This is a genomic window from Sphingomonas sp. HITSZ_GF, from assembly GCF_029543155.1.
Taxonomy (GTDB): domain Bacteria; phylum Pseudomonadota; class Alphaproteobacteria; order Sphingomonadales; family Sphingomonadaceae; genus Sphingomonas.
The window spans coordinates 756,625-769,155 of record NZ_JARQXA010000001.1; the positions used below are offsets into that span (position 1 = coordinate 756,625).

Annotated in this window: 10 protein-coding genes; 3 read left to right on the forward strand and 7 right to left on the reverse strand. The window is 67.4% G+C overall.

From position 1 onward, the window contains the following. Window positions 1–70 precede the first annotated feature (70 nt). Both P6144_RS03695 and P6144_RS03700 read left to right on the forward strand, forming a co-directional pair. Window positions 71–838, forward strand: coding sequence for an SDR family oxidoreductase (locus P6144_RS03695; RefSeq protein WP_277766356.1), 768 nt, complete (start codon window positions 71–73; stop codon window positions 836–838). Window positions 839–935: 97 nt separating this feature from the next. Then, window positions 936–1,721, forward strand: a complete 786-nt coding sequence (locus tag P6144_RS03700) for an SDR family oxidoreductase (protein WP_277766357.1) — start codon at window positions 936–938, stop codon at window positions 1,719–1,721. A gap of 17 nt (window positions 1,722–1,738) precedes the next feature. Here the strand turns inward: P6144_RS03700 and P6144_RS03705 are convergent, their stop codons facing one another. The 5 genes from P6144_RS03705 to P6144_RS03725 all read right to left on the reverse strand — a co-directional run bounded on the left by P6144_RS03705 (window position 1,739) and on the right by P6144_RS03725 (window position 8,655). Continuing rightward, complete coding sequence (locus P6144_RS03705) at window positions 1,739–2,629, reverse strand: acyl-CoA thioesterase II (RefSeq protein ID WP_277766358.1); 891 nt, start codon at window positions 2,627–2,629, stop codon at window positions 1,739–1,741. Between the two features lie 111 nt (window positions 2,630–2,740). After that, window positions 2,741–3,847: an acyl-CoA dehydrogenase family protein gene (locus P6144_RS03710; protein ID WP_277766359.1), complete on the reverse strand. Its 1,107-nt coding sequence runs from the start codon at window positions 3,845–3,847 to the stop codon at window positions 2,741–2,743. Window positions 3,848–3,938: 91 nt separating this feature from the next. Next, a complete protein-coding gene (locus tag P6144_RS03715) occupies window positions 3,939–5,096 on the reverse strand; it encodes an acyl-CoA dehydrogenase family protein (protein WP_277766360.1) in 1,158 nt (385 codons plus the stop codon). Between the two features lie 147 nt (window positions 5,097–5,243). After that, window positions 5,244–7,271, reverse strand: coding sequence for a 3-hydroxyacyl-CoA dehydrogenase NAD-binding domain-containing protein (locus P6144_RS03720; RefSeq protein WP_277766361.1), 2,028 nt, complete (start codon window positions 7,269–7,271; stop codon window positions 5,244–5,246). A gap of 160 nt (window positions 7,272–7,431) precedes the next feature. Further along, a complete protein-coding gene (locus tag P6144_RS03725) occupies window positions 7,432–8,655 on the reverse strand; it encodes a serine hydrolase domain-containing protein (RefSeq protein ID WP_277766362.1) in 1,224 nt (407 codons plus the stop codon). 217 nt (window positions 8,656–8,872) lie between these two features. On the opposite strand from P6144_RS03725, the gene P6144_RS03730 reads away from it, so the two are divergent. Continuing rightward, the gene (locus P6144_RS03730; RefSeq protein WP_277766771.1) at window positions 8,873–10,573 is read left to right on the forward strand and encodes a class I adenylate-forming enzyme family protein; all 1,701 of its coding nucleotides are present in this window, start codon (window positions 8,873–8,875) and stop codon (window positions 10,571–10,573) included. Window positions 10,574–10,715: 142 nt separating this feature from the next. Here P6144_RS03730 and P6144_RS03735 read toward each other — a convergent pair whose 3' ends face one another. Beyond that, window positions 10,716–11,003 (reverse strand): GIY-YIG nuclease family protein, encoded by a 288-nt coding sequence (locus P6144_RS03735; protein WP_277766363.1) that lies wholly within the window; start codon window positions 11,001–11,003, stop codon window positions 10,716–10,718. Between the two features lie 19 nt (window positions 11,004–11,022). Continuing rightward, window positions 11,023–12,513, reverse strand: a complete 1,491-nt coding sequence (locus tag P6144_RS03740) for a glycerol kinase (RefSeq protein WP_277766364.1) — start codon at window positions 12,511–12,513, stop codon at window positions 11,023–11,025. Window positions 12,514–12,531 lie beyond the last annotated feature (18 nt).

Here is a 12,531-nt window from a genome sequence, read left to right on the forward strand (position 1 = left end):
GCGGGTCTTTCCCCGCGCCTCCGCCTGAGATCCCCGCTCTCGCCGGGATGACGGATTGGGGAAGCCAGATATGACGGGACTTTTCGACCTGAGCGGCAAGGTGGCGATCGTCACGGGATCCTCGCGGGGGATCGGCAAGGCTTCGGCCGAGGCGCTGGCGGATGCGGGCGCGAAGGTGGTGATCTCGAGCCGCAAGCAGGATGCGTGCGACGCGGTGGCGGCGGCGATCGACGCCAGGCACGGCGAAGGCACGGCGCTGGCGGTGGCGGCGAGCATCTCGGACAAGGACGCGCTGCGGCATCTGGTCGAGGAGACGCGGCGCGTGTTCGGCCGCGTGGACGTGCTGGTCTGCAACGCCGCCTCCAACCCCTATTACGGGCCGCTGGAGGGGATCGCCGACGACCAGTTCCGCAAGATCCTCGACAACAACATCCTCTCCAACCACTGGCTGATCCAGATGGTGGCGCCGGAGATGCGTGCGCGGCGCGAGGGCTCGATCGTGATCGTCTCCTCGATCGGCGGGCTGCGCGGATCGCCGGTGATCGGGGCGTACAACGTCTCCAAGGCGGCCGACCTGCAGCTGGCGCGCAACTATGCGGTGGAGTTCGGGCCGGACAATGTGCGGGTGAACTGCATCGCGCCGGGGCTGGTGCGGACCGATTTCGCCCGGGCGCTGTGGGAAGATCCCGAACGGATCAAGGCGACCAATGCCACGACGCCCTTGCGCCGGATCGGCGAGCCGGAGGAGATTGCCGGCGCGGTGGTGTATCTGGCGAGCCGGGCCAGCGCGTTCATGACCGGGCAGGCAATGGTGATCGACGGGGGCGTGACGATCTGAGTTTAGCCGTCACCCCGGCGCACGCCGGGGTCTCAGGCGGTAGCGCTGCGCATGCGGCACGAAATCCCGGCTTTCGCCGGGATGACGAGGAGGAAATATGCAGTTCGAAGGCAAGGTTGCGATCGTCACCGGCGCCGGCTCGGGGATCGGGCGGGCGACGGCGCGGGCGTTCGCGGAATCGGGCGCGAAGGTGATCGCGGCCGATTTGAGCGAGGCCGTGGACGAGACCGTCGCCGGCCGCGAGAACATGATCGCCGTGCATATGGATGCCGGCGACGAGGCCGATGTCGAGCGGGTGATCGCCACCGCCGTCGACACGTTCGGGGGGCTCGACATCTTCTACGCCAATGCCGGCATCTCGGGCGGCGCGACGGGCATCTTCGACACGCCGGTGGAGCTGTGGACCGAGGTGCTGCGGGTCAACCTGATCGGGCCGGCGCTGGCGATCAAGCATGCGGGGCCGCGCATCGTCGAGCGCGGCGGCGGCGCGATTATCTGCACGGCGAGCGTTGCGGGGCTGCGCTCGGGCGCGGGCGGCCCGGCCTATTCGGCGAGCAAGGCCGGGGTGATCAACCTGGTGCAGACCGCCGCACAGCAGTTCGCCGGATCGGGCGTGCGGGTCAATGCGATCTGCCCGGGTCTGATCGAGACGGGCATGACCCAGCGCGCGTTCGACTATGCGCGCGAGACGGGCAAGGAAGACAAGCTCGGGCGGCTCAACCCGCTGCGCCGCGCCGGCGTGCCCGCCGAGATCGCGCGGGTGGCGCTGTTCCTGGCATCGGACGCGGCGAGCTATGTCAACGGCCAGGCCTGGGTGGTGGATGGCGGGCTCTCGTCGAGCCATCCGGTGACCCGCCAGGAATTCGGCAAGCCGGCGTTCTGAGGGCGGCCGGCGCGCGCCTATTCCTTGACGCGGATCAGCCCTTCCTGCGCGACGCTGGCGACCAGGCGGCCGTCGCGGCTGTAGATGCGGCCGCGGTTGAAGCCGCGGGCATGGCCGGCCCAGGGGCTGTCGGTGGTGTAGAGCAGCCATTCGTCGAAGCGGAACGGCTCGTGCAGCCAGACGGCGTGATCGAGGCTGGCGGTCTGCACACCGCCGGTCATCCAGCTGACGCCGTGCGGGAGCATGCAGGTGCCGAGCAGCGTCATGTCGGTGGCGTAGGTGAGCATCGCGCGGTGGAGCGCGGGATCGTCGGGCAAGGGCGCGACGACGCGGAACCAGCTGTGCTGGACGGGCTCCTGCGCCACCGGCTTGAACCAGTTGCGCGGATTGACCGGGCGGATCTCGATCGGGCGGGCGCGCAGGAAGAAGCGGCGGAACTTCTCCGGCACCTCGTCGCGGATCGCCTCGCGCAGGTCGCGCTCGGAGACCAGGCTGTCCGGATCGGGCACGTCGGGCATGTCGAACTGGTGGTGCAGGCCATCGGCCGCCGACTGGAAGCTCGCAGTCATGTTGAGGATGGGCTGGCCGCCCTGCATCGCGATGACCCGGCGATTGGCGAAGCTGCGCCCGTCGAAATCGCGGACCACGCGGTAGATGATCGGGTGGTTCTCGTCGCCCGGGCGCATGAAATAGGCGTGGAGCGAATGCGCGGTCTTGCCGTCCTCGACCGAGCGTTGCGCCGCCTGGAGCGCCTGGGCGACGACCTGGCCGCCGAACACGCGGCCGACCCCGCCGGGCTGGCGCGGGCCGCGATAGAGATCGGTGTCGATGCGCTCGACATCGAGCAGCGCGGTGAGCTGGTCGACCAGGGCGGCGGGTTCGGTGGCGCGTTCGGGGGTGTCAGTCATGCGCCAATACTCCGTCATCCCCGCGAAGGCGGGGATCCATTACCGCCGTCGGTATTGAATGGATCCCCGCCTTCGCGGGGATGACGAACAAAGGAACGCAGCGTGAGCGCATCAATATCCCGCCGCTTCCGCCAGCGCGTTGACGTGGAAGTTGCTGTCGCCGAACATCTCGGCGAGGACGCGGGCGCGCTTCATGAAGAAGCCGATGTCGAACTCGTCGGTCATGCCGATGCCCCCGTGCATCTGGACGCCTTCCTGCACCGCAAGCGTGGTGGCAAGGCCGGTCATCGCCTTGGCGACGGCGACGGCCTCTGCCGCGTCCTGCCCGGCGTCGAGCAGCTGCTGGGCCTTGAGCATAGCGGCGCGGGCGACTTCCATCTCGCTGTAGAGATGCGCCGCGCGGTGCTGGAGCGCCTGGAAGCTGCCGATCGCGACGCCGAACTGCTTGCGCTCCTTGAGATAGGACATGGTCATGTCCATTGCCCCGCCGCCGACGCCGACCATCTCCGCCGCCGCGCCGGTGCGGCCTGCGGCGAGCAGGCGGGCGAGGGGGGCGTCGCCCTGGTCGACTTCGCCGATCACCGCATCGCCATCGACTTCGACGCCGTCGAACTGGAGGCGGGCGGCGATGCTCGAGTCCGCCAGGCGCTCGGGCGTGGCGGTGAGGCCATCGGCGTCGCTGGGAACGGCGAACAGGGTGGTGCCGTTGTCGGTCTTTGCGGCGACGATCAGCAGGTCGGCGACATGGCCATGGGTGACGAACTGCTTGGCGCCGGTAAGGCGGAAGCCGTTGCCGGCGCGCTCGGCCCGCATTTCGATCTTGGCGTTGTGCTTGGCGCCCTCGTCGATCGCGAGCGCGGCGACGGTCTCGCCGGCGAGGATACCGGGATACCATATCGCGGCGGCGGCAGTGCCCCTCAGTGCCTCGACCGCGGCGACCGCAGTGGCGAGGAAGGGGGAGGGCGAGAGGTTGCGGCCGATCTCCTCGAGCACCACGCCCGCCTCGACATGGCCCAGGCCAAGGCCGCCATCGGCTTCGGGGATCAGGATGCCGGTGAAGCCCATCTCGGCGAACTGCTTCCACAACGGGCGCGAGAAGCCGGTGGCATCGTCGGCGTCGCGGAGCGCGCGCATATGGCTGACCGGGGCTTCCGAGGCGACGAAGTCCTTCGCGGTGTCGCGGAGCATGGTCTGGTCGTCGTTGAGGTAGAGGGGCATTTTTCACTCCGTCATCCCGGCGAAAGCCGGGATCTCGTGCCAAATGTCGTTCGCTTGCCGCCTGAGATCCCGGCTTTCGCCGGGATGACGATCAGGATGGCAAATCCAGGATCCGCTTGGCGATGATGTTGAGCTGGATCTCGCTGGTGCCGCCTTCGATCGAGTTGGCCTTGGTGCGCAGCCAGGCGCGCGGGGCGGCGCCGTGCGCGCTGGCGTCGCTTTCCCATTCGAGCGCGTCGCTGCCGCCTGCGGCCATCTGCAGCTCGTGGCGGGTCTTGTTCAGCTCGGTGCCATAGTACTTCATCATCGAGGGCTGGGCAGGGTGCGCCCGGCCGGCCTTGAGCTCGTCGATGAACTTCTCGGACATCGCCGCGAACGCCTTGGCGCGGACCTGGAACAGCGCGATCTGGGCGCGCAGGATCGGATCCACGCCGGCGCGGGCGGCCTCGACCAGCGGGTCCTTGCCGCTGCCGCCGAGGCCGAAGCCCGAGATCATCTCGCGCTCATGGCCGAGCAGGTACTTGGCGACATCCCAGCCCTTGTTGAGCGTGCCGAGCAGGTTCGCCTTGGGCACTTCGACATTGTCGAAGAAGGTCTCACAGAAGGGCGAGTTGCCGCTGATCAGCAGGATCGGCTTGGTCGAGACGCCGGGCGAGGCCATGTCGAACAAGAGGAAGCTGATGCCGGCCTGCTTCACGCTCTTGTCGGTACGGACGAGGCAGAAGATCCAGTCGGCCTTGTCGGCATAGCTGGTCCAGACCTTCTGGCCGTTGACGAGGAAATGGTCGCCCTTGTCCTCCGCCGAGGTCTGGAGGCCGGCGAGGTCGGAGCCGGCGTTGGGCTCGGAATAGCCCTGGCACCAGCGGATCTCGCCGCGGGCGATCTTCGGCAGATGCTCGCGCTTCTGCTCCTCGGTGCCGTATTTCAGCAGCGCCGGCCCGAGCATCGAGATGCCGAAGCTGTTGAGCGGGTTGCGCGCCTTGATGCGCTTGAGCTCCTCGCGGAGGATCTTGGTCTCGGCCGGGCTGAGGCCGCCGCCGCCATATTGTTTCGGCCAGTCCGGCACCGTCCAGCCGCGCGCGCCCATCCGGTCCATCCAGAGCTTCTGATCGGGATGCGCATATTCCGGGTGACGGCCGCCCCAGGTGGCGTCCTTCTCGGATTTGGGCGGCGTGCGCATCTCGGCCGGGCAGTTTTCCTCCAGCCAGGCGCGGGTTTCGGCGCGGAATTGGTCGAGTGCTTCGGTCATTTTCCTCTCCAGATCCTCCCCCGGAGGGGGAGGGGGACCGCGAAGCGGTGGAGGGGTAGTCTCCGCGGGCTTTGCCGCTTGTGGTGAGCTACCCCTCCGTCAGCCTTCGGCTGCCACCTCCCCCTCCGGGGGAGGATTTAAGTTACTTCACTTATTGAACTTCTCGCCCTTCTCCGCCTTCTCGCGGAGCAGCGGGGCGACTTCGAAGCCGTATTTCTCGAGGCCGGCGACGATCTTCGCCAGGCCCTCGGTGTCGGCCCAGAACATCGGGCCGCCGCGATACGGGGGCCAGCCATAGCCATAGACCCACACCACATCGATGTCCGACGCGCGCTGGGCCATCTTCTCGGCGAGGATCAGCGCGCCTTCGTTGACCATGGTGTAGAGCGTGCGGACGACGATCTCCTCCTCGGTGATCTCGTGTGCGGGCACGTTCAGCTTCTCGCGCCACTCGGCGATCAGCTCGGCGACGCGGGGGCTGTTCGAAGGCTGGCGCTTCTCGTCATAATCGTAGAAGCCGGCGCTCTTCTTCTGGCCCCAGCGGCCCTCGGCGGCGAGCGCGTCGCGGATATTCTCGATCCGGTTCGGATCGCGGTGCCAGCCGATGTCGACGCCGGCGAGATCGGCCATCTGGAACGGACCCATCGGCATGCCGAAGGCGACATGGACCTTGTCGATCTGCTCGGGCGTGGCGCCTTCGAGCAGCATCTTGTTGGCCTCGACCTGGCGCGGCATCAGCATGCGATTGCCGATGAAGCCGTAGCAGACGCCGGCGATGACGGCGACCTTCTTGATCTTCTTCGAGATCGCCATTGCGGTGGCGAGCACGTCGTCGGCGGTCTTGGCGCCGCGGACGATCTCGAGCAGCTTCATCACGTTGGCGGGCGAGAAGAAGTGCAGCCCGAGCACGTCCTGCGGGCGGCCCGTCACGGCGGCGATCTCGTCGATGTTCAGATAGCTGGTGTTCGAGGCGAGGATGGCGCCCGGCTTGGCGATCTTATCCAGCTTGCCGAAGATGTCCTTCTTGACGTCCATATTCTCATAGACGGCCTCGATGATGAGGTCGCACTCGCCAAGCGCGTCGAAATCGAGCGTCGGGTTGAGCAGGCCCATCGCGCCTTCCACCTGCTCGGCGGTCATGCGGCCCTTGGCGGCGGTCGCCTCGTAATTCTTGCGGATCACGCCGGTGCCGCGATCGAGCGCTTCCTGCGCCATCTCGACGATGGTCACCGGCACGCCGGCCGACAGGAAGTTCATCGAGATGCCGCCGCCCATCGTGCCGGCGCCAATCACGCCGACGCGCTTGATTTCGAGCAGCGCGATGTCCTCGGCCACGCCGTCGATCTTCGCGGCCTTGCGCTCGGCGAAGAAGATGTGGCGCAGCGCGGCGGACTGGGTGCCCATGATCAGCTTCATGAAGCCCATGCGCTCGGCCTGGACGCCCTCGGCATAGGGCTTGCCGGCGGTCTGCTCGATCAGGTCGATGATCGTGTTCGGCGCGTCCTGGCCGCGGATGCGCTTGCCATTGGCCTTGCGGAAGGCCTCGAACACCGCGGGATCGACGGAGATCGGGCGCTCGGAGGAACGCGAGACCGGCTTGCCGATCACTTCGTTCGCAAAGGCGACCGCGTCGGCGACGAGATTGCCCTCGGTCGCGAGACGATCGACCAGGCCGGCGGCCTTGGCCTGCTCGGCCGGGATCGGATCGCCCTTCACCGCCATTTCGAGCGCGACCTCGACGCCCGCGACGCGCGGCATGCGCTGGGTGCCGCCGGCGCCGGGCAGGATGCCGAGCTTGACTTCGGGCAGGCCGAACTTCGCCGAGGGCACGGCGATGCGATAGTGCGAGGCGAGCGCGACTTCGCAGCCGCCGCCGAGCGCGGTGCCGTGGACGGCGGCGATCACCGGCTTGTCGAGTGCCTCAATCGCGTCGACCAGCACGGGAAGCGAGGGTTCCTGCATCGGCTTGCCGAACTCGGTGATGTCGGCACCCGCGAAGAAGGTCTTGCCGGCGCAGGTGATGACCACCGCCTTGATGCTGTCGTCGCCCTTGGCTTCCTCGATGCCGGCCTGGATGCCCTGGCGGACCGCTGCGCCGAGCGCGTTCACCGGCGGATTGTCCGAGGTGATGATCAGGACGTCGCCCTGGCGGGTGGTGGTGATGGGGGAGGTCATTTTCGTCTCCATTTGAACAACAACCGTCATCCCCGCGAAAGCGGGGACCCATCTCGTGCGATAGCCACACAATACGACAGCTGTCGTGCGCGGGCCCCGTTCAGGAGATGGGCCCCCGCTTTCGCGGGGGTGACGAAGAAGGGGTGGGCGGCGGCGGGCATCAGTCCGCCAGTGCCGAATAGATCAGCGTCTTCAGCTCGCGCCGGATCGGGTAGAGCATCGACGGGGAAAGCTGCGTCATGAAGACCATCGAGAGCTGCTCAACGGGATCGATGAAGAACGAGGTCGAGAACATCCCGCCCCAATAATATTCGCCCGGCGAGCCCGGGATCATCGCCTTGACCGGATCCATGGTGATCGCGAAGCCCAGGCCGAAGCCGGCGCCGGCATTGGTGGTCTCGCTGAACAGCGACTGCGACATGGCGTGCAGGTCCGAGCCGCCGGGCAGGTGGTTGACCGTCATCAGGTCGACGGTCTTGCGGCTGACCAGGCGGGTGCCGCCCAGCTCGCCCTTGTTCAGGAAGAAGGTGCAGAGGCGGTGATAGTCGAGCGCGGTCGAGACCAGGCCGCCGCCGCCCGAGACGAGGCGCGGCTCGCGCGACCAGGCGCTTTCGGCGCCGCGATCGTACATCACCCGGCCCTTGCCCTGAACCATCGCCCAGCAATCGGCGAGGCGATCGGTCTTGTCGGCGGGGACGGTGAAGCCAGTATCGTGCATGCCGAGAGGCGCGAAGATGCGCTGCTCGAAAAAGGCGCCGAGCTTCATACCCGAGACGCGCTCGACCACCGCGCCGAGCACATCGGTCGAGACCGAGTAGTTCCATTCGGTGCCTGGCGAGAATTCGAGCGGGATCTCGCCCAGCGCGGCGATGAAGCCGTCGAGATCGAGATTGCCGTGCCAATCCTCGATCTTGCCCGCGCGATAGGCGGCATCGACATTGGTGCGGTTCTGGAAGCTGTAGGTGAAGCCCGAAGTGTGGCGGAGCAGATCGATCATCCGCATCGGCTCGGCGAGCGGCGTGGTCTGATAGGGGACGCCACCGCCGCCCGCCTTGAACACGCCGAGATTCTTGAGCTCGGGCAGGACGTGGTGGACGGGGGTGTCGAGCCCGACCAGGCCTTCCTCAAGCAGCATCATGAAGGCGAGGCTGGTGACCGGCTTGGTCATCGAGGCGATGCGGAAGATCGTCGTCTCGTCGACCGGCGCGCCGCCTTCGCGCGCGGCGCCCTGGCTCGAGAAATGCACGATCTCGCCGTTCCGCGCGATCAGCAGCTGGACATGGGGCAGCTTGCCCGAGTCAAGATAGCGGGTCTTCAGATAGGGATCGATCCGCGCCAGCCGGGCCGCATCGAAACCATGGTTTTCGGGCTTGGCAAGTTTCATGCGGCTGGCATACCTCTCATTCGAAACCGGTGACTCGCATCTTCTTACGGACGCGGTTCCCCTATTGCCTTGAGCGCGCGATGAATCAACACTAACGTTGTTTACGGTACGGCATCCGATGCCAAACCCAACATTCTAGAAACATGACGCACATCATCTGGAGAGAATCGCCTTGGCCCCCGAACCGATCGTGCCGCTGGACCCCAATTGGCCCGCGATGCCGCTGGAGCAAGTCAAGGCGTTGCTGACTGCCCCGGGGCAGCGTTTCGAGATGGACGAGATCGACATTCGCGGGGTGCCGACGCGGGTATGGAAGAACGCGCCGCCGACGCTGGGCGTGCTCCAGCAGCTCTCGCGCCTCTATGGCGACCGCGTCTTCACCATCTACGAGGACGAGCGCGTCACCTATGAGGCGAACTACCGCGCGGTGTGCCACCTGGCGCAGCGGCTGAGCGAGATGGGCGTTGCGAAGGGCGACCGCGTTGCGCTGGCGATGCGCAATCTGCCCGAATGGCCGACGATCTTCTTCGCGGCGACCAGCCTGGGCGCGATCATCGTGCCGCTCAACGCCTGGTGGACCGGCGGCGAGCTCGAATATGGCCTGAAGGATTCGGGCGCGAAGGTGCTGTTCGTCGATGCCGAGCGCCATGCGCGGCTCAAGGACTGCTACGACCATCTGCCCGACCTGGAGCGGGTGGTGGTGAGCCGTTGCAGCGAGGAGCTGGGCGGGACGGTGAGCCGGCTCGAGGTGCTGATCGGCACGCGGCACGACTGGGCGAGCCTGCCCGACATCCCATTCCCGCAGGTGGCGGTGACGCCCGAGGACGATGCGACGATCTTCTACACCAGCGGCACCACCGGCAACCCCAAGGGGGCGCTGGGCACGCACCGCAACATCTGCACCAACATCCTGTCGAGCGGCTATAGTGCTGCCCGCGCGATGCTGCGCCGGGGCGAGATGCCGCCGGCGGTGATCCCGCACAAGGTGGGCCTGCTGGTCATTCCGCTGTTCCACGTCACGGCGTGCAGCGCGGCGCTGATGGGCGGCATCGCCACCGGCCAGACGATCGTGTTCATGCGTCGCTGGGACGCCGAAAAGGCGATGGGGGTGATCCAGGACGAGAAGGTGACCTTCACCGGCGGCGTGCCGACGATCGCCTGGCAGCTGCTCGAGCATCCGGCGCGCGACCAGTACGACCTCTCCAGCCTCGAGGCGATCTCCTATGGCGGCGCGCCCTCGGCGCCCGAACTGGTCAAGCGCATCTACGAGGAGTTCGGTGCGCTGCCCGGCAATGGCTGGGGCATGACCGAGACGATGGCGACGGTGACGCAGCATAGCGGCGAGGACTATCTGAGCCGCCCGACCAGCGCGGGGCAGCCGGTAGCGACCGCAGACCTCAAGATCATGAGCGTGGAGGGCGACCGCGAGCTTCCGATCGGGGAAGTGGGCGAGCTGTGGGCCAAGGGGCCGATGATCGTGAAGGGCTATTGGAACAAGCCCGAGGCGACGGCGGAGACCTTCGTCGACGGCTGGGTGCGCACCGGCGACCTGGCCAAGCTCGACGAGGACGGTTTCCTCTACATCGTCGACCGCGCCAAGGACATCATCATCCGTGGCGGCGAGAACATCTATTCGAGCGAGGTGGAGGATGTTCTCTACGCCTTCCCGGGCGTGATGGACGCCGCGCTGATCGGCGTGCCGCACAAGACGCTGGGCGAGGAGCCGGTGGCGGTGGTCCATATGGCCACGGGCGCGAGCGCGACGCAGGAAGACCTGCAGGCCTTTGTCCGCGAGCGCCTCGCGGCGTTCAAGGTGCCGGTGCAGATCCGCTTCGTCGGCGACACCCTGCCGCGGAACGCCAATGGCAAGATCCTGAAGAAGGATCTTCGCGAGCTGTTCGTGGGGGAGGCGGCGTAACTCCCCTTTCGTCATCCCCGCGAAAGCGGGGACCCATCTCCCTCGCGCGCAGCAATCACAGCCGTTGTGCGATGGGATAGCCTACGAGATGGGCCCCGGCTTTCGCCGGGGTGACGGATTGGCTCGCGGGTAACGGCGCGCATCAGCAATTCAGGTCAAAGAACAGATCGCGCCAGTCGGGATTGCTCTCCTCGATCAGCGCGATCTTCCACGCCCTGCGCCATTTCGTGATCCGCTTCTCGCGGAGGATCGCGTTGTCGATCTCGTCGTGGAATTCGACATAGACCAGTCGGTAGATGCCGTACCTAGCGGCGAACTTGCTGCCAGCTCCTTCGCGGTGGTCGAGCGCCCGGCGGGACATTTCGGCAGTGACGCCGGTGTAGAGCGCGCCGTTCTTTCGGTTGGCGATGATGTAGGTGTAGCCTGCCATATCGCCGTTCTGCCTCTGGTCAGTCCGGAAGATGGGCCCCCGCTTTCGCGGGGGTGACGACCGAGGTGACAGCGTTGCGCCAGCCGAGGAGGCGGGCCTTGCGTGCGCCATCCTCCAGCTTCGGTTCGAACGTCAGCCCTGCGCCGCGCATCGCTGCGGCGTCCTCGAGGCCGCGGAACATCCCGCAGCCGATGCCTGCCAGCATTGCGGCGCCGAGCGCGGTGGTCTCGGCGAAGTCGGGGCGGTCGACCGGGATGGCGAGGATGTCGGCCAGGTCCTGGGCGATCCAGTCGTTGGTGACCATGCCGCCATCGACCCGCAGGCGCGACCAGTCGGCGCCGTCGGCGGCGAAGGCGGTCTTAAGGTCGTGGCTCTGGTGCGCCATCGCTTCGAGCGCGGCGCGGACGATATGGGCGCGGGTGGCCGAGAAGCTGAGCCCGGAGATCGACGCGCGCGCCTCGGGCTGCCACCAGGGTGCGCCGAGGCCGGACAGGGCGGGGACGAGATAGACGCCGCCATTGTCCTCCACCGAACGGGCCAGCGCCTCGGTTTCCTGCGCCGTGCCGATCAGCTGCACCGAATCGCGCAGCCACTGGACGAGGCTGCCGGCGACGAACACCGATCCCTCGATCGCGTAGGTGCGCCGCCCGCCGAGCTGCCAGAGCACGGTGGCGAGCAGGCGGTTCTTCGAGCTGGGCGGGGCGGTGCCGGCGTTGGTGAGGACGAAGGCGCCGGTGCCATAGGTCGCCTTGGTGTCGCCGCGCTCGAGACAGGCCTGGCCGATCGTCGCGGCCTGCTGGTCGCCCGCCAGGCCGCAGATCGCAATCTCGCCGCCAAAGACCTTGGTCGTGCCGAACTTGCCCGCGCAGTCGACGATCTCGGGCAGCGCGTCACGCGGGGCGGAGAACATCTCGAGCAGCCCGTCGCTCCACCCGCCCGAGCCCAGGCCCATCAGCAGGGTGCGCGAAGCGTTGGTGGCATCGGTGATGTGGAGGCCGCCGGTGAGCTTCCACACCAGCCAGCTCTCGATAGTACCGATCGCCAGCCGATCGCCGACGCCCTTCAACTGCGGCCAGTGCTGCATCGCCCAGGCGATCTTGGTGCCGGAGAAATAGGGATCGAGCAGCAACCCGGTGCGCGCCTGGACACCGGGCTCCTCGCCGGCATCGCGCCAGGCGCGGCACATCGCGGCCGAGCGGCGATCCTGCCAGACGATCGCGGGGGCGAGCGGCTCGCCGGTCGACTTGTCCCAGAAGACGATCGTCTCGCGCTGGTTGGTGATGCCGATCGCGGCGACGTGCTCGGGGCCGCCCGCCTCTCGCACCATCGCCGAGGCGCATTCGAGCGTGCGCTTCCAGATCTCGTTCGCATCATGCTCGACCAGGCCGGGGCCGGGATAATGCTGGGTCAGCTCGGCGCTGTGGCTCGCCAGGCACTTGCCCGACGGCGCGAACAGCATCGCGCGGGTGGAAGTGGTGCCCTCGTCGAGGACCAGGATGTTCTCGCCCATGGCGGGAGGCTAGCGTTT